The sequence below is a fragment of the Marinifilum sp. RC60d5 genome, from assembly GCF_052400665.1.
In the GTDB taxonomy this organism is placed as follows: Bacteria; Bacteroidota; Bacteroidia; order Bacteroidales; family Marinifilaceae; genus JBQTGK01.
In genome coordinates, this window is the sequence record NZ_JBQTGK010000005.1 from 119,166 (window position 1) to 139,362 (window position 20,197).

18 protein-coding genes and 1 riboswitch are annotated in these 20,197 nt (G+C 35.0%); of the genes, 9 read left to right on the top strand and 9 right to left on the bottom strand.

What is annotated here, in order from left to right:
- Positions 1-115 precede the first annotated feature (115 nt).
- The 3 genes from ACT3CE_RS13245 to ACT3CE_RS13255 all read left to right on the top strand — a co-directional run bounded on the left by ACT3CE_RS13245 (position 116) and on the right by ACT3CE_RS13255 (position 5,976).
- Positions 116-1,114 carry a LacI family DNA-binding transcriptional regulator gene (locus ACT3CE_RS13245; protein WP_444710245.1) on the top strand — a complete coding sequence of 333 codons (999 nt, stop codon included), beginning with the start codon at positions 116-118 and terminating at the stop codon, positions 1,112-1,114.
- Between the two features lie 266 nt (positions 1,115-1,380).
- The gene (locus tag ACT3CE_RS13250; RefSeq protein ID WP_444710246.1) at positions 1,381-3,567 is read left to right on the top strand and encodes a glycoside hydrolase family 36 protein; all 2,187 of its coding nucleotides are present in this window, start codon (positions 1,381-1,383) and stop codon (positions 3,565-3,567) included.
- A gap of 3 nt (positions 3,568-3,570) precedes the next feature.
- Complete coding sequence (locus ACT3CE_RS13255; protein ID WP_444710247.1) at positions 3,571-5,976, top strand: glycoside hydrolase family 2 TIM barrel-domain containing protein; 2,406 nt, start codon at positions 3,571-3,573, stop codon at positions 5,974-5,976.
- A 152-nt stretch (positions 5,977-6,128) separates the two neighbouring features.
- On the opposite strand, the gene ACT3CE_RS13260 is transcribed toward ACT3CE_RS13255, so the two are convergent.
- The 6 genes from ACT3CE_RS13260 to ACT3CE_RS13285 all read right to left on the bottom strand — a co-directional run bounded on the left by ACT3CE_RS13260 (position 6,129) and on the right by ACT3CE_RS13285 (position 8,985).
- Complete coding sequence (locus ACT3CE_RS13260) at positions 6,129-6,314, bottom strand: hypothetical protein (RefSeq protein ID WP_444710248.1); 186 nt, start codon at positions 6,312-6,314, stop codon at positions 6,129-6,131.
- A 53-nt stretch (positions 6,315-6,367) separates the two neighbouring features.
- A complete protein-coding gene (locus ACT3CE_RS13265; RefSeq protein WP_444710249.1) occupies positions 6,368-6,808 on the bottom strand; it encodes a DUF3795 domain-containing protein in 441 nt (146 codons plus the stop codon).
- Positions 6,809-6,817: 9 nt separating this feature from the next.
- Positions 6,818-7,150 (bottom strand): DsrE family protein, encoded by a 333-nt coding sequence (locus ACT3CE_RS13270; RefSeq protein ID WP_444710250.1) that lies wholly within the window; start codon positions 7,148-7,150, stop codon positions 6,818-6,820.
- A 4-nt stretch (positions 7,151-7,154) separates the two neighbouring features.
- Entirely contained in the window at positions 7,155-7,490 is a 336-nt protein-coding gene (locus ACT3CE_RS13275) for a TfoX/Sxy family protein (protein ID WP_444710251.1), read from the bottom strand.
- Between the two features lie 80 nt (positions 7,491-7,570).
- Positions 7,571-8,017 (bottom strand): hypothetical protein, encoded by a 447-nt coding sequence (locus ACT3CE_RS13280; protein ID WP_444710252.1) that lies wholly within the window; start codon positions 8,015-8,017, stop codon positions 7,571-7,573.
- 161 nt (positions 8,018-8,178) lie between these two features.
- Positions 8,179-8,985 (bottom strand): RNA polymerase sigma factor, encoded by an 807-nt coding sequence (locus ACT3CE_RS13285; RefSeq protein ID WP_444710253.1) that lies wholly within the window; start codon positions 8,983-8,985, stop codon positions 8,179-8,181.
- 322 nt (positions 8,986-9,307) lie between these two features.
- Between ACT3CE_RS13285 and ACT3CE_RS13290 the strand changes: the two genes are divergently transcribed.
- Positions 9,308-10,324 (top strand): zinc-binding alcohol dehydrogenase family protein, encoded by a 1,017-nt coding sequence (locus ACT3CE_RS13290; RefSeq protein WP_444710254.1) that lies wholly within the window; start codon positions 9,308-9,310, stop codon positions 10,322-10,324.
- 106 nt (positions 10,325-10,430) lie between these two features.
- On the opposite strand, the gene ACT3CE_RS13295 is transcribed toward ACT3CE_RS13290, so the two are convergent.
- Positions 10,431-11,288, bottom strand: a complete 858-nt coding sequence (locus ACT3CE_RS13295; RefSeq protein WP_444710255.1) for an AraC family transcriptional regulator — start codon at positions 11,286-11,288, stop codon at positions 10,431-10,433.
- A 213-nt stretch (positions 11,289-11,501) separates the two neighbouring features.
- On the opposite strand from ACT3CE_RS13295, the gene ACT3CE_RS13300 reads away from it, so the two are divergent.
- The 4 genes from ACT3CE_RS13300 to ACT3CE_RS13315 all read left to right on the top strand — a co-directional run bounded on the left by ACT3CE_RS13300 (position 11,502) and on the right by ACT3CE_RS13315 (position 14,222).
- Positions 11,502-11,798 carry a putative quinol monooxygenase gene (locus tag ACT3CE_RS13300; RefSeq protein ID WP_444710256.1) on the top strand — a complete coding sequence of 99 codons (297 nt, stop codon included), beginning with the start codon at positions 11,502-11,504 and terminating at the stop codon, positions 11,796-11,798.
- A 34-nt stretch (positions 11,799-11,832) separates the two neighbouring features.
- A complete protein-coding gene (locus ACT3CE_RS13305) occupies positions 11,833-12,393 on the top strand; it encodes a nitroreductase family protein (protein WP_444710257.1) in 561 nt (186 codons plus the stop codon).
- Between the two features lie 56 nt (positions 12,394-12,449).
- Positions 12,450-13,247, top strand: coding sequence for an SDR family NAD(P)-dependent oxidoreductase (locus tag ACT3CE_RS13310; RefSeq protein ID WP_444710258.1), 798 nt, complete (start codon positions 12,450-12,452; stop codon positions 13,245-13,247).
- Between the two features lie 99 nt (positions 13,248-13,346).
- Positions 13,347-14,222, top strand: a complete 876-nt coding sequence (locus ACT3CE_RS13315) for a radical SAM protein (RefSeq protein WP_444710259.1) — start codon at positions 13,347-13,349, stop codon at positions 14,220-14,222.
- Between the two features lie 200 nt (positions 14,223-14,422).
- Here the strand turns inward: ACT3CE_RS13315 and ACT3CE_RS13320 are convergent, their stop codons facing one another.
- Together ACT3CE_RS13320 and ACT3CE_RS13325 are read right to left on the bottom strand one after the other, a co-directional pair.
- The gene (locus ACT3CE_RS13320; RefSeq protein WP_444710260.1) at positions 14,423-15,631 is read right to left on the bottom strand and encodes a flavin reductase; all 1,209 of its coding nucleotides are present in this window, start codon (positions 15,629-15,631) and stop codon (positions 14,423-14,425) included.
- Positions 15,632-15,677: 46 nt separating this feature from the next.
- Positions 15,678-16,850, bottom strand: a complete 1,173-nt coding sequence (locus ACT3CE_RS13325; RefSeq protein WP_444710261.1) for a 4Fe-4S binding protein — start codon at positions 16,848-16,850, stop codon at positions 15,678-15,680.
- A gap of 709 nt (positions 16,851-17,559) precedes the next feature.
- Positions 17,560-17,770: riboswitch (cobalamin riboswitch) on the top strand.
- Positions 17,771-17,906: 136 nt separating this feature from the next.
- Here ACT3CE_RS13325 and ACT3CE_RS13330 point away from each other — a divergent pair.
- Positions 17,907-20,114: a TonB-dependent receptor gene (locus ACT3CE_RS13330; protein WP_444710262.1), complete on the top strand. Its 2,208-nt coding sequence runs from the start codon at positions 17,907-17,909 to the stop codon at positions 20,112-20,114.
- The last annotated feature ends 83 nt before the right edge of the window (positions 20,115-20,197 follow it).

Genomic DNA, 20,197 nt, shown 5'->3' on the forward strand with positions numbered 1-20,197 from the left:
TTCCATCTCTTTAAATAGAATTCATTTAAAATATCACGAAGATCTGGCTTGTAAAAAAAATTATCTTACATTTGCAATGGGAACGTTCCCATAAGCGCATTAAGGAAAAGTTTAAATGGCTAACATAAAGGATATCGCTAAATTAGCAGGAGTTTCAAAATCTACAGTTTCGAGAGTCGTTAGTAATAATGGTTTTGTGAAAGAAGAGACTCGCTCTAAGATTATGAAAGTTATGGATGATTTAAATTATCGTCCAAATATGTTTGCTAAAGGCATGCGTACAAATCGTTCCTTTTCCATTGGAATTCTTTTCCCCGATTTAAAGAATCCTTTTTTCACAGAATGGTATAGTATTGTTGATACAATTTCTAGAGAAAGAGGATATCTAAATTACATCTGTGTAACTGATCCTAATGGAGAATCGGAAGAAAAAAGGATTGATGATTTATTGGCTAGGAGTATCGATGGTATCATACTTTTTTCTTATCGTAAAGATGATGCATTTATTAAGAAGCTTCGAAAGATTAATAAACTTACGCCTATTTTATGCTGTGACTCTATGTTTCTAGATTCAGGACTTTCATGCATTTGTGCTAATGGTAAAAAAGGAACCTATAAGGCAACACAAAAGCTTATAGAATCAGGAAGTAGACATATTGCATATATTAAAGGGAAAGAAGAACTTATGGTCGTCAATAATCGTTTTGATGGCTACCTAAAATGCCTAGCGGATAATAATTTAAAAATAAATGATGCACATATCATAAATGCTAAATTCACTCGAGATTGTGGCTATAAAGCTGCCGAAGAACTGATGGCGTTGACTAACCCACCAGATGCAATTATGGCCGCAACCGATCTTATGGCAATGGGAGTATTAGATTACCTGAATAATAATAGCTACCATATTCCTGATGATGTTTCAGTGTTTGGCTATGATAACCTTGTGGTTGCTAAAAATACGTCTCCTCCTTTGAGTACTATAGCACTACCTTTTAATGAGATTGCAGAGAAGTCTATAAATACTCTTATAAAATTAATTGAGGAAGATAAGACAGATATTGTTGTTGAAATGTTTGACTGTGAACTAAAAATGAGAAATACTACGAAGTGAATTAAAAGATGGTTAACGTGAATTTCGAAATTAGATTGTTAAGTTTTGTTGATGTACTATGTGCATCTATAATCTCTAATTATTCGTCCTTTTTCTGGCTTTTATTATAGCTTCAATTTATTTTTTCACATCAGCCAATGGGAACGATCCCATTATTGTCATTATAGTTGTTTATACGCTAAGTAAAGCAAACTAAGTTTCTTTACTATTGAGATATTGATAAACAAGAGAAAATTATTAATCATTGGAATCAAAAAAAATGCTATATGGAAACATATCAAATAAATAAAGTGAATAGAAAATGTTTATTATTATTTCTGACTTTAATTTGTCTTATAGGTGAGAGTGTAATTGTTAATGCTCAGGTAACAACTACGTTTAAAAATAATTTATTGGTATTGGATAATGGTGTTATTCATAGAGAAATTAACCTAAGTGAAGACGGTAAGTTTACAACTTCAACTTACAAATTGCTTAAAGAAGATGAAGAGTTTATTCAATCTTTTAAAAACTTTAATAAAAAAGATGCGGATAAATTCTCTGTAACGAATTCTGATGAATTTGCATTTAAATTGAATGATAAAGAGCTTACAGGTTTAAGTGGTTGGGAATACGAGAAATATGAGAAAGTGGAAAATGGGATTAAACTTTTTCTTAATTCAACGAAGGCAGATTTACAAGTGGGTATTACTTACTTGATTTATCCCGAACTACCAATCATTCGTAAAAAAATTGAATTCACGAATACGGGAGACTCAACAATTAAAATAGAATCGCTTGATGTTGAGCGTTTCAAAACTTCTATTGGAGGTGTAGGAACCACAACTTGGATTATGCATGATTATGGCAGACAGATGCATCGCGGTCAGTTTGTTGGTAACTGGTATGATCCAACAGTGGTCATTCATAATCACAAATACCGTAAAGGTTTGGTGTTAGGAAATGAAGCTCCTGGTGTAATGAAACGTACATCGGCTTTTGAAACTCCTAGTTTATTGAGTATTGGCTTAACGCATATTGAGCAAAATTTCGGATTTAGAAAATGGATAGAACCAAATCAAACTTGGGAAAGTACTTGGGTTTTCTCTGCAGCCTATGCAAACACCGATGATCCCTATGCTGCTTTAAATACTTCGGTTAACGATTTTGTGCGTAAGTATATGGGCTGTCAAATATATAAGGTAGAAGAGATGCCTGTATTTGTATATAATACTTGGGCGCCTTTTAAACACAATATCAATGAGAAAATGATTATGGAATTGGCTGATGCAGCAGCCGAATGCGGGATTCAAGAATTTGTTATCGATGATGGATGGCAAGAGTCGTATGGTGATTGGGGCGTAAATAAAGAAAAATTCCCTAATGGTTTAAAACCAGTCTTCGACTATATTAAATCTAAAGGCATGAAGCCTGGCGTTTGGATTAGTTTGTGCTCGGCTGAAACAAAAAGCGAAGTGTATAAAAATCATCCCGAGTGGACGGTTAAAAAAGCGAATGGTGATGACATCAATCTTCATTCAGACAAAGACAATCTTTACGGTTGGGAGTCACGCTCCATGTGTATGACTACGGGCTGGAAAGATTATATTCGTGATATCATTCTTGGTATGGTAGATGATTATGGTTTGGAGTACATCAAAGGTGATTTTGCCGCGGTAACAGGTGCTTATACTTCTGATAAAACGCGTTCAGGTTGTCATGCATTAAATCATAGTCACAAAGATCGCAATGAATCGATGTTGCAAATGTATCAAGCTACTTGGGAACTTTTTGATGAACTTCATGAAGCCGCTCCAAGCTTGTTTATAGATTGTACTTTTGAAACCATGGGAGCTTTGCACTTAATTGATTATGATATGTGTAAACATGCAGATGGCAACTGGATTTCAAACTATTTTGATCCTTCTCCACTTGGAGCTTTAAAAGTTCGTGACTTAGGATGGTCGCGCACCCCAAGTATTCCAGCAGCCTCTATGGTTATTGGAAATCAAGGTTTGGATGATCCTAATTTTATGTATTCTATGAAATCTTTAGCGGGTACTCTACCTATCGTATTGGGTGATCCTCGAGAATTGAGTCGTGAAAAGCGTCAAGAGATTAAGGAGATGGCCGATTGGTTAAAACAGATGCAAAAAGAACATGATTTTATGCGCTATCGTCAAGATTTACCAGGATTTGGCAGACCACAAGATGGTCATTGGGATGGATTTCAGCGTATTAATACCGATACCCAATCAGGTGGTATTGTTGGAGTATTTAAGCAGAAATCACACCAAGGCGAAATGTGGGTAACCGTTGATTATCTAGATCCTACTGCTAAATATGAAGTTACTCTTGCACCCAATGGTAAGAAAATGTTTGAAGGAACAGGTGAAGAGTTAAGAACTAAAGGTTTTAAGGTGGCATTTGGAGAAGCATTTCAGGGAGAATTGTACGAAGTTAAAAGGAAATAAGACATGAAATTGAGACGATATTTAGCTTTAGCGTTTGGGGGAATATTATTTTTAAATCCTCTTTTAGCACAGAAAAATTCAAATAAAAGTTCTTTCAATAGTAATTGGAAATTTTATCTAACAAAGGAGAATGATAAACTTCAAGAAGAAAGTGCCAATTTTTATTTGGTTGATTTTGATGATTCTAACTGGCGAACTTTAAATGTTCCTCATGATTGGAGCATTGAACAAGAGTTCAGCAAAGAAAATGCCCATGAGAATGCATGGCTTCCAGGAGGAGTAGGCTGGTATCGGAAACAATTCAAACTTAAACAAGAAGATAAGGACAAACATTTTGAAATTCAATTTGATGGTGTTTATCGTCATGCTCAAATTTGGGTGAATGAAAAATATGTTGGTGTGCAGTATGATGGTTACACCAGTTTTTACTTTGATATTACATCATTCCTAAAATTTAATGAGCCCAATACGATTGCCCTTCGTGTCGATAACTCCATTCAGCCCAATTGCCGTTGGTACACCGGCTCTGGAATTTTTCGTAATGTATGGCTGAGAATTAGCAATCCACTGCATGTGAAAAATTGGGGTACGGCCATTACAACGCCTATCGTTACCCAATCTGAAGCTAAAGTTGTCGTTAATACAGAACTTGAATACACAGGAACGAGTTGGAAAAATTGCTTACTAGAAACCACCGTGTATGATGCTGAGGGAAAACAAGTGGTACAACAAGAGACCAAATTTATATTAGGGTCAAAACAAGGCACCGAAGTGAAGCAGGAATTTAGCATTTTTTCACCGGCCTTATGGTCACTTGATTCTCCTACGATGTATACTGCAGTGAGTCAGATTAAAGAAAAAGGCAAAATCATTGATGAGTATAAGACTCGTTTTGGGATACGTGATATCAAGTTTGATGCTCAAACCGGATTTTACCTTAATGGTGAAAATATGAAATTTAAGGGCGTTTGTCTTCATAGTTCAGCAGGCGTTTTTGGTATAGCCGTTCCCAAAGAAGTATGGGTGCGTCGTCTGGAAGAATTAAAGGCTATTGGTTGTAATGCCATTCGTACAGCGCATAACTCTATGGCGCCAGAGTTTATGGATATATGCGATAGTTTAGGGTTTTTAGTAATGGATGAGTTTGTAGATAAGTGGGATGATAAAACCTACGCCAACCCATTTTTCCATAATGAGTGGAAACATAATTTTGGAGAAATAGTACGTCGTGATCGCAATCATCCATCTGTAGTTATTTGGAGTGTGGGAAACGAAAACCACAACCCTGGAACAGAGGAACAAACAGAAGGATTAAAGAACTATTGTAATTATGTACGTTCTATAGACATGAGTAGACCTGTTGTTTCTGGAATGCCTCGTCCACAATTTGGCGATCCTGAAAAGATTGTAGATGGTATCATAGAATCCTCACAACACATGGATGTAATCGGGATGAACTACGGTGAACAGTGGGTACCAAGAATAATGCATCGTAACCCTGGAAAACCATTTGTTAGCACAGAGAGTTATACCTATTACAGCAGTACAGAGAATGAACGTTGGTGTTATAATGAGTGTGCGCCTTGGTTAGATGTGATTGAGAACGATCAAAATATGGGACTTTTCTTATGGTCCGGGATCAAGTACTTAGGTGAAATTCCAGCAAAAGGTAAGAACAGTTGGCCAAAGGTATATTGTTGGCCTGCAGCATTCCTAAATTCAGCAGGTTTCAGAACCCCTACCTCTTATTTTTATGAGTCACTATGGTCAAACAAGCCAATGGTTCACATTGCAGTTTATGAAAAAGACAGCTGGTTCAATAAAAAATGGGGTGTCCCTCCTGCCAACGAAATATGGAATTACAAATCTGGTAAAGTGCTGGATTTGATTACTTACACCAACTGTGACAAAGTAGAACTCTATCTTAATAACAAAAAAATTGGGACTCAATATCTTGATGATTGTGCTAACCGATTGATGAAATGGAGAGAGATACCATACGCTAAAGGACAATTAAAAGCGATAGCTTATAAAGATGGCGAAAAAGCATCAGAATTTGTTCTAATAACTGCTGAAAATCCCAATAAAGTTCAGGTTTCATTTTACAAAAATCAAGTGAATAAAGATGGTGTTGCTCAGGTAGAAATTCAATTGTTGGATAAAAAAGGGATCTCTGTTAAACATCAGGAAGTTGAATTAAACTTCGAAGTTATAGGTGGAAAAATAATTGGCTTGGATAATGGAGGATTAACAGCCTTAGATAATTTTAAAGCCACAGATTCACGCAAAACTTACCAAGGAAAATGTCTGGTCTATATTCAAGCTAATACTAATGTTAAAGAAGTGCAATTAAATGTGTCAGGGAAACAAATCGAAAGTAATTCAGCAAGAATTAGCATTAACAAATAAACCATATATAATGAAAGAACTAAAGCTGAGTTATGGGCGTTTTTTCAGTTGTGAAATATCTAGTTTTGTGATTTATGCAAAACAGTTTTACTTGTAAATTTTACAGAAAATGAAAAAACCAACATTTCTGTTGGTTTTACATTCTTTATTTCCTATTTCGCAACAAGTTCATATTTAATCGTCAGTTCATTTTTCTTTTCCTCATCCAATGATTTTACATAGCCTTTCCATCCCGGACAAAAGTTAATATGCCATCGCCAAAATCGTCCAATTAATGATTTTGGAGCTCGATCGTATTTAGCACGCATAGGACACTTTTCACAATTGTGTTTTTTCATGATATTGGGTTTTAAGGATTAGAAAATTATTTCACAGTCTGATTTTTGCGAATTTAAGATAGGGATGGGTCCTGTCCGTAAACAAACTTGCCTTTAAAATACTTCTGCTGAATCATAGGTGCTTCTTTGGCCCATTCTTCTAAACCAATTAGCTTAATTCTACTTAAGTTATAAATTTTTGTATTATGAGGAACCATGTCAGCACTATCCGCAACAGGCATCAAATAATTGCAAGGAAACTCATTGCATTCCGAACAATTATGTAATCCTTTACTTGCAACACACGCTTTCGTTTTACATCCCTTACCTTGAGTCATTGGAACCGATACTGAACAACCCTTTTCACTTCTACAGCCATAGCAAGCAACTTCATCAACAGGCATATTTAATCTTTCTGCAGTCAAATGGGCGATCTCATCAGTAATATTGTCCTTATAAATTCCACAGGCCCAGCAAGCTAATCCACAAGGAGCTGTTAATTGTTTCGTATTCATTTCCATATCTTAAATCGTTATCATCTTATCGTCACCTTTAATATAACCAGTTAATTTGCTCATGTATTTTACCTCAACACCTAATTCTTTCAATTTAGCCGAAGCTTTGTATTTATCTGCGCAGGCCTTACAGGCTTCTATTGTTACTCCGCTGGCAATCATTTTCTGAAGTTCTTTTTGAACTTCTTCATCTGCTCCTGCCAATTTCGAAGAACCTCCCCAAATAATGATATTAACAGCATCCCACCATCCATTTTTTATAGAATTAATTGAATACATTGATATCATATTTTTAAAAGTATCCTTGTCATTACTTGTCCATAAAATGTGCAGTTTTTCCATTGTTTTATTGGTTTTTATTTTTTTTTACTTGGATTTCAAACGATTCTTTTGCCCATAGAATAAATTCATCTGGATCTTCGAATACATCAGGAGGAACATTATAAAAGGACTTTACAATTCCATCACTCTTAAAGGGTTTTAATGGTACAGATCCTTGTTCAATAAATTTACTGATATTACTTTCATCTACTTTCAAATAAACCACATCGTAAGCGATTAATGCAAATGTCAAACCATCCTGATAAAGAGCTACTCCACCAAACATTCTTTTGGTATATATTCCTTCCCATGAAGACAATTGATCGAGAACATAATTCAGAAAATCTTTACTTACTGGCATAATCTTATATTTAAATATTTCAGGTAAGGCTAACTACAATCACTTTTAACTCTAGGTATTCAGAAATACTTTAGGCATTATTAATTTAGTCCTCTTTTAGCATAAAGCTTAGACGCAATCCAAGCGCCAATTATAAGTTCAATCCATGCAAAAGGGAAGATTGTGAATGCAGTACTCCATTCTCCAAGTCCTGAGTTTACAAATGCAATCCAGAACATACCGAGTGTTGCTAGGGCAGAAGTGGTACCTGAAATAATAATTGACTTTTTGTTGTTACCGAAGGCTACCGAACAAAGCCAAAACATGAATACTGTGACTGCTGTTAACATTGTATCCCACAGCCCCCAAATTAAAGCGTGTCCTAATTGTACTTGCTCTAATCCAATTATTTGAATCTTATCTTCAAAAAATGATGCCATTCTAGGGAATGCTACAAAATATGCTCTAGCGATTTCCCCAATATGAATCCAGATACTGGTTATTAATGTAATAACAATGAATTGTTTTGATTCAAATTTTTTATTCATTTCAATTGATTTTTTTCTTGTTATAATTTGACTTATCTATTCACAAGTGTTTATAAATTAGACAATATGTAGATGTCAAGTGTGACAAATTAATTGAGAAAAATTATCAAACAAAGATTTAGATAACTGATTTGAGACTTAGTAAGCTATTTTATAAAAAGTTAGTTCAAGCGTAAAGCCTTTTTGATTTCTTTCAAGATTGTATCTGGGGCAGGCATTTTAGGTGCAGTTCGATAAATGGCAATTGTTTTCTGAAGATCACCAATTTGATCACTAAAATCGATAGTACGATGATAGTATTTCTCTTCCATCAAATCATTAGGATTCATAATCTGATTATCGACTAAAAAGTCAATTTTCTTTTTGCAACGACAAGGATTGTCTGCATTTACCAAGCCACATTTATTATTCAAGAAATTTCTGATTTTAGTTTTTGATCGTGACAATTTTTTACGGAAATTTTCTGGAGTAATACCAAGAATTTGCGAAGCTTCAGTGCTATTAAATTCTAAAGTGACAGACATAATATAAATCATTCTGTCTTCCTCGTTTAAGCACAAGAGAAGACCTTGAGTACAACCAAACATCACTTCTTTTTCCAAAAGTGCAATTTCACCTTCATTTTGAGAATATCGAACTTCATCAGATTGTCCAATGTCAATCTGATCTCCATACTCATCGAATGACATGGCAAATTCCCTAGATTTTTTCCCCTTTTGAGTGATTAAGTAGTTTGTAGCTATTCTGTAGACCCAAGTTTTAAATTGACTTTGATGATTAAAAGTACTTAAGTGTGTAACGATTTTAATTAAGATTTCCTGAGTAGCATCATTCGCATCTTCACGAAAAAGCAACATTTTAAATGAAAGATTATAAACCAGATCTTGAATTTCTACAAGTACTTTCTCAAGTGCTTTCTTATCTCCCGAATTGGCTTTAACAACCAGAACTTCTAATGTTTCACTCATAATGACTCTCTATATTTATAATTAAAATCAATTCCCTCTTATAACTTAGACAAGATGAAGATACGAAGTGTGACAAATTTTGTGTAATAAATGAATTTTTAGACTGCATTTTCAAATGTTTAGAGATTTAATTAAAAAAATAAAATTTGTAATTATAACCATCATTTATACAATTTTAAAGGATTATTGTACAATGTATCTGATTTATAAAATATATAACTTTGTTATTGTTGATAATTTAGAATGATCGAGTATGTATATAAAATGTTGTAAATTAGCTGTATACGGGTTATGATGACAGTTATTAATCAAATTTATTAAGATGAAAGCAATTGGATACAAGAAAGCAGGCGCAATTACAGCACCTGATGCATTAATAGAGTTTGAAGCAGCTAAACCGGAATTGGGAGAGCTTGATCTTTTGGTAGAAGTAAAAGGGGTTTCGGTTAATCCGGTAGATGTTAAAGTGCGCACAAGGCCACATATGGGACCAGAGGAAGGTCAGATTAAAGTAATTGGTTGGGATGCGGCTGGCATTGTTCGCGAAGTGGGAAGCGGGGTAAGCAAGTATAAGCCAGGCGATGAGGTTTTTTATGCGGGTGAACTAACTCGACCAGGATCGAATGCCCACTTTCAGGCTGTTGATGAACGCATTGTTGGTAAAAAACCAAAATCTCTTGACTTTGCCGAAGCAGCAGGATTACCTTTAACTTCGATTACTGCCTGGGAGATTCTGTTCGATTGTTTTGCCCTTAAAGAAGGAGAAGGAAAAGAAGAAAGTATTTTAATTGTAGGAGCCGCTGGTGGAGTCGGTTCTATTTTAATTCAACTGGCTAAGAATCTGACAGGTTTAACTGTGGTGGCTACGGCATCTCGTCCGGAAACAATCGAGTGGGTAAAGAAAATGGGAGCCGATCATGTAATTAATCACAGAGAATCTTTGGTGGATCAGGTGAGAGAATTGGGATTAAGGCCGAAATATGTGGCTTCTTTAAATGGAACAGAGCAGCACTTTTCTGCCATTGTTGAATTGATTCAGCCGCGAGGTCATATTGCTTTAATCGATGATCCTGAGACTTTGGATATTGCATCTATTAAACCAAAAGCTTTAAGCTTTAGTTGGGAGTTCATGTTCGCCCGTTCTTTGTTTAAAACTGAAGATATGGATGCTCAATATGAGTTATTGAATCGAGTTTCGGAATTAATTGATAAGGGAATTTTAATTTCTACCGTAACCAATAATTTGGGTATTATGAGTGCAGAAACCATGATAGAAGCTCATGTTCAGCAGGAAAGTGGACGCGTTATTGGTAAGAATGTTCTGAATGGCTTTTGCTAATTGTTCAATTTAACGATTTCTAGTATTTAAACTAAAAATGCAGATTCAACTGAATCTGCATTTGTGTAAATATTTAGGACCAAAGAAACTCACATAATATTTCTTATTATACACAACAAACTTGCCCGCTCGTGCTCTTAAATTGCTTCACGGTCATGCCATAAACCTTCTTAAACGATCTGGCCAGGTGACTACTATCAGTAAAATTCAATTGATAGGCTATTTCTTTTAAAGAAAGGTCGGTATGTAATGCTTTCGTCTCAACTATTTTAAGCTTAGATTTTATGATGTAATCGGCCAGACTGATTCCCGCCTGTTTCTTAAAATATTCTGAAAAATAGGACTTAGAAATACCAAATTTTTCAGCCAATTTAGGGACTCTAAGATTTTCGCTATTGAATATATTCGTATTGATGTATCGTAATATTTCTCCAAAACGATTGTCAATTTCATTGGCCTGATCGACATATCTTTTTTCAATACTTCGCGCCAGAACATTAAGGATTGAGGCAATGGATCCCGCAATAATTGAATCGGAGTAGCTATCGGCAGATAAGTATTCCTGATAGATTGATTTTATATTATCGATGATAAATTTTCTTTCCCTTTCGGTTGGAACAATATCGCCAGGTACCTTATTATAGTTGGCCAATATGTAGGCAATCTTATCAAACCAATCCTTATAGCTAGTTAGTCCATCATTTTTTAAGAAGTAATGGTCGGTAAAGCGGATAAAATAAAATAGCGATTCCTCCTCAATCTTAAAAGAATGACAATCTAAAGGAGGAAGCAAAAAGATATTTCCTTTGTGATATTCAAATTCATGATTATTAATACACTGATATCCGGAACCTTTTTCGACATAAACAATTTCGAAGAAATTATGTTTGTGCGGACGCTTTCCCCATGATGATAATTCTTCAATATGAATTTCAAATAGCTTATTTGTTCTTTCTATATGCATTGTATTCTAATTGGTTTGTTTTCAGCAAATATAGAAAATAACTGCTGATACATCATGTTAATGAAAGGTTAAAGTGCTTGTTTTATAGGTATATCCAATAATTGTACAATTTTACCCATTCCTTTTACAATGCTTCCCCTTGCTATCCCTACTAAATTTGTAGCATCAATTTTAATAAAATCATTTACAGAAAGATATTAATTGGAAGAAGTCATGAGTAATCAAAAAATAAGCATTGTAGCAAAGATTTTAGCGAAAGAAGGAAAGAGAGAATTCGTTAAAAATGAATTAATTAAGCTTTCTGGTCTTTCAAAATCAGATGAAGGGTGCATCAATTACGATTTACATCAGGATAATGAAAATCCAAAGCTATTTGTGGTGTATGAAAACTGGGAAAATAAAGATGCTTTGCAGAAACATGCATCTAGTAAGCATTTCGTAAATTACATAGAACTTACAAAAGAAGCTGTTGAAGAATTTATTGTACACGAAATGACCACAATAGCCTAATTCGAAACTTAAAATCTTAAAAAAAACAAACAAGATGGACGCAATAAATATGATTGAAGAACGCAGAAGCGTTAGAAAGTTTAAAAATGAAGTCGTGGATCAAGAAACAATGAAAGAAATCATTTCAATTGCTCGTTGGGCTCCGTCGTGGGGAAACTACCAAATAGCAAGATATACAATGGTTAATGATCCGAATACTATTGCAAAATTAAAGCACGATGGTGTTAATGATTTTGTGTACAATGTTGGAACTTTAACAAATGCTAAAAATGTTGCCATATTAAGTTTTGTAAAGGGTAAAAGTGGAAAGATTGAAAAACTTGAGTTGGAGGAAGGTGAATTTAACTACGATGGAACTTCAAGCTCTTGGGAGGTGTTTGATGCAGGAATAGCATGTCAAACATTTTGCTTAGCTGCGCATGCTAAGGGAATTGGCACTACAATTATGGGTGTTATAAATGACAAAGCCATTTCTGAAATTCTGTCTTTGCCAGAGGAAGAAACTGTGGCTGCAATGATTGTTTATGGGTATCCGGATGAAACGCCCAAAGCTACTCCTAGAAAAGATGTTAATGAGATTTTACGATTTGTATAATCGTTTTAATTTATCACTATTGGAGATTAATATCGAACAAGGAAAAAAACACTAACATGAAAAAAAACATATTAATCACTGGAAGTACCGACGGAATAGGCAAGTTAGTGGCTATTAAATTAGCGAAAGATGGACACAGAATCTATATTCATGGTAGAAATCAGGATAAAATAGATGCGGTAATCTCTGAAATAAAAGAAGAGTCTAAAAACGAAAGTATATCTGGTTTTATGTCTGACCTTTCCGATTTACAGGCAGTACAGAAATTGGCTCAGCAGGTGAATGCAGAAGTCTCGCATATCGATGTTTTGATTAACAATGCGGGTCTGTTTAAAACACCAATTCTTTTAAACAAGGAGGGCATGGATTTGCGCTTTGTGGTGAACTATTTAGCTCCTTACCTACTTACCAAAGAGCTATTGCCTGTACTCAAAAAAGGGAATGAAGCACGCATTATTAATCTGAGCTCGGCGGCACAATCTCCCGTTTCCTGCGATGTGATGTTAGGCAAAAGCAATGTTTCATTAAATGAATCGTATGCTCAAAGTAAGCTAGCTTTAACCATGTGGAGTTTCAATTTAGCAAAACAGCTTAATGATATGACCGTTATTGCCGTAAACCCAGGCTCGCTCTTAAATACAAAAATGGCTAACGAAGCTTACGGTCAACATTGGTCTTCGGCCGATAAAGGTGCCAATATTTTATACGATTTGGTCATTTCGGAACAGCATAAAACAATGACAGGAAAATATTTCGATAATGATAATGGTGTTTATGCCCAAGCGCATCCCGATGCGTATAATCAAACCGCTATCAAGCAACTTATGGAACAAACAGAGAAGATTATTGCTTAAAAATGAAGACACAAGTAGATAAAACTTCACGAACGAAAATTTGACACAATATATACTTCGAATTATTGCCTTGATACTTGTTTTGAATGAATAAAAAAAATGAATTATACAGGACCCGTTTACAGACCTCCCTACGAGGCAAATACACTCTTACTGCAAGTAACAGTAGGCTGTGCACACAACAAATGTACCTTTTGCACCATGTATCGCGATGTGAAATTTTCGGTCGATAAAATGGATCAGGTAGAAAAAGATTTGCAAGAAGCACAAGCTAATTATCCTAGCGTAAAACGAATTTTCTTGGTGAATGGAGATGCATTCGTTCTATCAGGGAATCGCCTAAAGGCAGTCGCCGAAATGATACACAAATACCTACCAGAGGTTGAAATAATTAGCATGTATGCCTCCATTAATAATATTATGGGCAAGACCGATGAAGAGCTGGCTGAGTTGAAAAATCTGGGAATTGGTGATTTGTGGGTTGGTGTTGAGACAGGATTAGGTGATGCGCTTGACTACCTTAACAAAGGCGCTTCTCTTGCCGATGCTTACGAACAATTGGAACGTCTAAATAAGGCAGGCATCACATTCTTCTACGGATTTATGTTTGGTGCTGCTGGCAAAGGACGCGGAATTGAAAATGCGGAGGCAAATGCAAAACTCATTAATCAAGTTAAGCCGCTTGGTATTGTTCCTACAACACTAAATGCAAATTCAGGAACACAACTTGCCAAAGATATTGAAAATAGTGCTTTTGAAATGGCTACCGAAGGTGAAGTACTCGAAGAACAAAAAAAGACATTAGAATTGGTTGAAGTAGATACTTATTATATGGGTATTCATATTATCAATTCGGTTAGTTTCGATGCAAAACTACCCAAAGAAAAACAGGCTGCTATAGATAGAATTGACTCTATTATTTCTGACATGGATGAAGCTCTTCTAAACTCTGTGCCCGAACGTCATACAATTTAAACCTGCAAACAACAAACAATTAGATAAGCAACAAAAGGACTACCTAAAGGCAGTCCTTTTGTTGTTTATAAGGTAGGCTGGATAAATTTCGGTCAATTCTTATAAATCAAACAAATTCATATCGTAAATAAGTTCGATTCAAAGATGCATAAAAGTCAATAAATGTAAGCCTTTGCTTGCTTAAAAAACACGATTATATCCTATTTCCAAATGACATATTCAGGTTTCCACTTATCTTTAGGCTGATCCACCCCTGTTGGATAGCCAATAGGAATCACATTCAAAGGGATATGTTTCTTAGGCAAATCCAACTCATTGATCACTGCTACTGTTCTATCATCATAAGGATACGAAGCCGTCCAAACGGCACCTAAACCAATACTCTCTGCTGCCAGCAGAATATTTTCTGTTGCTGCAGCGCAATCATGCACCCAATAGCCTTTATCCTTCAGGTTTCCTGCACGATCCATATCACCACATACCACAATAGCTGCTTGGGCCTGTGCTAACATTTTGGCATAGGGCAATTGCTCACTAAGTCTGTTGAGAACTTCCTTATCTCTTACAACATAAAAAGCCCAAGGTTGGCGATTAACAGCTGTGGGCGCAGCCATTCCAGCTTTTATTAATAACGCTAACTGTGCTTTAGAAACAGGTGCATCGGTAAAATGTCGCACACTTTTTCTATTATGAATTGTCTTCAATGTTTCGTTGGCATAGGTAGGTTCAATGGAAGGGACAAATGGTTTTCCGTCTACTTGTTTGTACATATCGCCTTGCATACCTATAAAACCACCCATTTTGTAGTAGCCTCCATTAGCATAAATAATCGGTTTAAATAGATTCATATCAATAGAGCCATTCGCACCTAAAACAGCTTTATCTGCCTTCACATCAATCACCTTACCTATAAATTGTCTGTGGGAACCTAAATCGTGGTATTCCGTTAGTTCACACTCAATCACAATAGGAAATTCTTTGATATAAGGCGCATCCACAAATTCGCCTCTAACAGGAGTAAGTCCCGTTTCTTTGAACTTATCCATGTCTTTCCCCGAATATTTCCCCACAAAAGAGACGTATTTTGTTAACTCTTCGGATGGAATGTTTACCGTAAAAAATTTTTTATCAGTCAGATTATGATACGAATAGGTTGCTGGACGCATAGAAACCGAGATACTTAGAGGCCTTGAATTACAAATACCAACCCAGGCTGCTGTCATCATATTGGGCTTCCCATCTTTATCGTAAGAGCCAATAACTAAAGCTGGTTTGGGATGAATGGCAGATACAATTCCCAATGATTGTTTCTCAAAATCAGTAGCAGAAGAATCTCTTTCTACTTTATCAGTAGAAACAGAAGCTGGAAGAGATCTTGTACCCTTCACCTCTTCTTTTTGTGTCAACATAACAGACAACACTAATATAATAATAGCTAAGCCAATATTTAAAATCTTACTTTTTTGCATCTTTTTTATTATTTATAGCTTGTTTTTTATACGAAATAGTATCCATGAAGCATCCTGTAGGGCAAAGAGAACACCATGGTTTGGTAAAAAATAGAGATAAGATTACGATTGCTCCACCAGCAAGGAAAAACCCATAACTAGCTATTTTGAACGAAAATGCCATAAAGGGTTCAAAATAATTTAATTCAGGAACAAAACCGAACAAGAGCATAGCTGCAATAAAGAATAAATAAGCCTCTTTTATCGATACGTTTTGCCATTTGCTAGGTAACTGCCTTTTTTTGAATGGCGAAAACTTATTTACCAACTCTTGTAATGCACCCATAGGGCAAAGATAATTGCAGTAAAACTTTCGTTTCCCAATAAATGATACGCCTATTGCAAGAATAAACAAGAGCACCGATTGCCAATTTAAAACCCAAGGTATACCATCTATTAGCCAACTGTACAACAAAAACTGAGATAGCGCTTTATTGAGTATAATGCCAATAACGACCACAACTAAAATCAGATATAATGGACGTAGTTTCTTATTTACTTTTCCAAAGGCCAATAGTAGAGATAGCAAAACAACAGCTAAGAATAAAACGTCTCCAACTATGCTTTTAACCGATATTTTCTCGCTATTCTCAATGGACAAATGATGAAATACGGCCGATGTTTGCTTCATTCCTTTTATAATAGCCTTACTACTCATTGTAGCGCCAGAAGCAATATCAACATCCTGTTCTTTAACTTGACGTAATGCCAATTTATCCCATTGGTGTAAAAAATCGGACTTGGTAACATACTCTAAATAATCGTAGGTCTCTCCACTTTTGAGTAATTCAACGCCTACAACATGATGATTCTTATCAAGACCAATAAGCAAAGGCACGACGCCTCCATACCCATAATTATCGGTCACAAAATCGGTAGATACAAGCGCCTTACCTATATCGTTAAGGCCCGATTTAATCTCTATTATATTGAGCTTGTTTTTGTGAAAAGAACTTGCCTCAGGAAAGAGATTTTGTACAGACTCTATACTAACAGTGACTTCGATTTGATCTGATTTAGTAAAAAAATGTGTACGACCACCTCTATAAGCTATTGCCACAAGCAATAGAATTACTAAGCTGTAAGTATATATTGTTTCAACTATCTGTTTTTTTGACATGCTTATCAACCTCTACTTTTATTAGATGGCTAAGATATTCAAATAGTACATATCAACCAAAGTTGAACAATTTTTATCTGACAATACGCTTCCTTTATTTTATGCAAGAAACAAACACTTCTCAACTAATAAATTTTAATAACTGTCAATAAGTTAATCTCAATAAATGTACTGTTTACTTCTTGTTTTTTTTGCAGGTCTAATAAATATAAAAACGTACTATTTTCTATTGAAAAGGTATAAGAGTACTACCTTTTTAATAGATATTTAAGAAATTACAGCCATAGTTTTAGTCTACATACTTTACCGGTAATTTTCCACATATAGAACCTCTAAAGCAGATTTCGAATAGATTATATGATCTTTTAATAGGGAAGTAGAATTAAGAAATATGGTAAAGTAAAAAAAATAGAAAATAATGAGGAAATTAAAGGACAACGATTACTAATTTGAATGGAGAATTGGGAAATGTCGAATACAATAAGAGCACGAATTCCAAAGTTAAGAAGACTTATTAAGTGTAGAATATCAAAAATTACTTATGCTGGATATCTTGATAGTTTAATCTAAATAAATATTTATTTTACTTATCTGATATTTATCAGATTAATATCAAATACTAAACATAGTATTTATAAGTGTATTAACAATCTGCTTTACAACAGTTTGATTTAAGTTTATTCCTTAGCGGATATTTCTAAAAATATAATACTTTTGCATCGATTTTGGTGTTCTACTCAGGTTATCATCTGAGGGAATGAAAAGGGAATCCGGTGAAAATCCGGGACAGTACCCGCTACTGTAATTCTCATTTTGCAATTTGCAAAACAGAATTTTTATGCTGCATGCCACTCTCGTAAGGGGGGAAGGCCGTAAAAATTGAGAAAAGTCAGGAGACCTGCCAAGTCGTAACTATTAAATATTTTGCTTCCGGGAATCGAAGTATAGTATTGAACTTACAAGCATGTTCAGTATTTGTCTTTATTAATTCGGTGTTTGTGTAAACGCCAGGCAGCAAGATGTGATGTTTAAAATTTTATTAAAAACAACTCTATCATGCAGTTTAGAAATTACATTCTAATTAGTGTTTTGTTATTACTTAGCCAGAATTTATTGGCACAAGTCGGATCTTTATCGGGAACAGTGAACTCCAAACTTGGACAGGAAGCATTAATTGGTGCCAATGTTTATTTTCATGGAACCACCATTGGAACAGCTACCAACGGAGAAGGTACTTATACCTTAAGAAATTTAAAAGTTGGGAAGTACGATGTTTTTGTTTCTTACTCGGGTTACGCAAGAAAAAAGCAGACCATAGAAATTAAAGAAGGTGCAAACACTCTTAATGTTCAGTTAGAGAAATCGAAAAGACAATTGGGCGAAGTGGTTGTTACCGGAACAGGAACTCCTCACCATTTAAAAAGTGCTCCCGTGCAAACCGAGTTAATTGGTAAGAAATTGGTAAAAGCAGTATCGGCATCGGGATTTGCTGATTTAATGTCGGGCATTAGTCCTTCTTTCGACTTTAACCCTGGTAATATGGGATCCTTTATTCAATTGAATGGTTTGGGTAACGATTATATTCTTATTCTTGTAGATGGAAAAAGAATGTATGGAGATGTTGGTGGTCAAAATGATGTGAACCGAATTAACCCCGATGATATTGAGAAAATTGAAGTGGTAAAAGGAGCTTCCTCTTCATTGTATGGTTCAGAAGCCATTGCAGGAGTTGTTAATATTATCACGAAAAAGTCGAATCGGAAGATTTATGCCGAAAGCAATACACGTGTAAGCGAATATGGAACACGACAATATCACAATAAAGTCGGTATAAATTCAGGTCGTTTTTCTTCTCTTACTTCTTATTCAAGAAAAGAATCTGACGGCTGGCAGTTAAGTAAATTCGAAATCGATGAGGACAATGATAACGATGATCCTTCTGATGATGTATTGGTGGAGACCGATGCTAAACAAGTAAATGCGTATAACGATTACACCATAAGTCAGCGATTTGATTACGATGTAAGTAAGAAGTTGAGTTTTTATGTTTTGGGGTCGATGTATGAGAAAGACGTAGAGTTACCAACCACAGTAAGAAACTATGGATACCATTACAAGGATAATTCGTATTCTGCTGGAGCGAAATTTAGAACAAATAAAACCGATTATTTAACTGTTGATTTTAATTCCGATCAGTTTAAATATTACTACAAATACAATCAAGATTACAAAGATTATACTACTGGAGAGAAGGTTCTAAACACAACGCAGAAACGTGAAGATGTGAATTTGAAATATATTTTCCGATTGAATAAAGCAAATCAGTTTACTGTAGGTAGTGAATATGTGAATGAAGAAATAGAATCGGAAGGTAGAATTACTGGCGATAAAGCAGATGCTTATACGCTATCTGTTTTTGCTCAAGATGAAATTAAACTAATAGAAAACCTTTCCTTAGTTGCGGGCATTCGTTACGTAAAACACAAAGAGTATGGTAACGATTTTACGCCAAAAGTATCTGCTTTGTACAAAATGAATAACTTTAATTTCAGAGCAACTTATGCAAAAGGATTTAAAGCTCCAACTTTAAAAGAATTGTATTATCGTTATCAAAAAGGGAGTAGTCTTTACCTAGGGAATTCAGATTTAGATCCTCAAAAATCGGACTACTATTCTTTTTCTGTAGAATATATCGTTTCAAAACTATCTCTTAGTGTTTCGGCATATCAAAATAAGATTAATGATATGATTGCCTACGAAACAATAACAACAAGTGATGCTGATGAAGCTGAAGGAGTTAAGAAAACACGTAGACACATTAATATTGGAGAAACCCAATCAACAGGAATCGATTTTATTTTTAATTATAAAATTGGTGCTGGCTTTACTTTTGGTGGTGGATATTCTTTCGTAGATGCGAAGAATGAAACGGATGATATCGATTTAGAAGGAGTGGCTCAAAATTACGCGAATATTCGTTTGTTATATGATAGAAGTTGGAAGGATTATTCTTTAAATGTAAGTTTAACAGGTCGTATTCAAGATGATAAATTTTATGATGGTGAGCCAGATGCTGAAGGATATAATCTTTGGAAACTAACAACATCGCATCGTTTTAAAGGTGCAGGAACATCATTTGAAGTTACTGCCGGTATCGATAATATTTTCGATTACGTTGACAATAGTTCTTACGGATCTCATTACGGAACTGTAAATCCGGGGAGAACCGTGTTTATTGGTTGTAATATTAAATTCGCAAAATAAATACACATTTATCTACAAAGGCAAATTCCCTAAGCTGTTTAAAAATTAGAACTATTCAAATCAGGGGATTTGCTTTTTCATAA

Coding starts and splice junctions, on each gene's coding strand:
- ACT3CE_RS13245 (WP_444710245.1), top strand. CDS start 116: ATGGCTAACATAAAGGATATCGCTAAATTAGCAGGAGTTTCAAAATCT.
- ACT3CE_RS13250 (WP_444710246.1), top strand. CDS start 1,381: ATGGAAACATATCAAATAAATAAAGTGAATAGAAAATGTTTATTATTA.
- ACT3CE_RS13255 (WP_444710247.1), top strand. CDS start 3,571: ATGAAATTGAGACGATATTTAGCTTTAGCGTTTGGGGGAATATTATTT.
- ACT3CE_RS13260 (WP_444710248.1), bottom strand. CDS start 6,314: ATGAAAAAACACAATTGTGAAAAGTGTCCTATGCGTGCTAAATACGAT.
- ACT3CE_RS13265 (WP_444710249.1), bottom strand. CDS start 6,808: ATGAATACGAAACAATTAACAGCTCCTTGTGGATTAGCTTGCTGGGCC.
- ACT3CE_RS13270 (WP_444710250.1), bottom strand. CDS start 7,150: ATGGAAAAACTGCACATTTTATGGACAAGTAATGACAAGGATACTTTT.
- ACT3CE_RS13275 (WP_444710251.1), bottom strand. CDS start 7,490: ATGCCAGTAAGTAAAGATTTTCTGAATTATGTTCTCGATCAATTGTCT.
- ACT3CE_RS13280 (WP_444710252.1), bottom strand. CDS start 8,017: ATGAATAAAAAATTTGAATCAAAACAATTCATTGTTATTACATTAATA.
- ACT3CE_RS13285 (WP_444710253.1), bottom strand. CDS start 8,985: ATGAGTGAAACATTAGAAGTTCTGGTTGTTAAAGCCAATTCGGGAGAT.
- ACT3CE_RS13290 (WP_444710254.1), top strand. CDS start 9,308: ATGAAAGCAATTGGATACAAGAAAGCAGGCGCAATTACAGCACCTGAT.
- ACT3CE_RS13295 (WP_444710255.1), bottom strand. CDS start 11,288: ATGCATATAGAAAGAACAAATAAGCTATTTGAAATTCATATTGAAGAA.
- ACT3CE_RS13300 (WP_444710256.1), top strand. CDS start 11,502: ATGAGTAATCAAAAAATAAGCATTGTAGCAAAGATTTTAGCGAAAGAA.
- ACT3CE_RS13305 (WP_444710257.1), top strand. CDS start 11,833: ATGGACGCAATAAATATGATTGAAGAACGCAGAAGCGTTAGAAAGTTT.
- ACT3CE_RS13310 (WP_444710258.1), top strand. CDS start 12,450: ATGAAAAAAAACATATTAATCACTGGAAGTACCGACGGAATAGGCAAG.
- ACT3CE_RS13315 (WP_444710259.1), top strand. CDS start 13,347: ATGAATTATACAGGACCCGTTTACAGACCTCCCTACGAGGCAAATACA.
- ACT3CE_RS13320 (WP_444710260.1), bottom strand. CDS start 15,631: ATGTTGACACAAAAAGAAGAGGTGAAGGGTACAAGATCTCTTCCAGCT.
- ACT3CE_RS13325 (WP_444710261.1), bottom strand. CDS start 16,850: ATGTCAAAAAAACAGATAGTTGAAACAATATATACTTACAGCTTAGTA.
- ACT3CE_RS13330 (WP_444710262.1), top strand. CDS start 17,907: ATGCAGTTTAGAAATTACATTCTAATTAGTGTTTTGTTATTACTTAGC.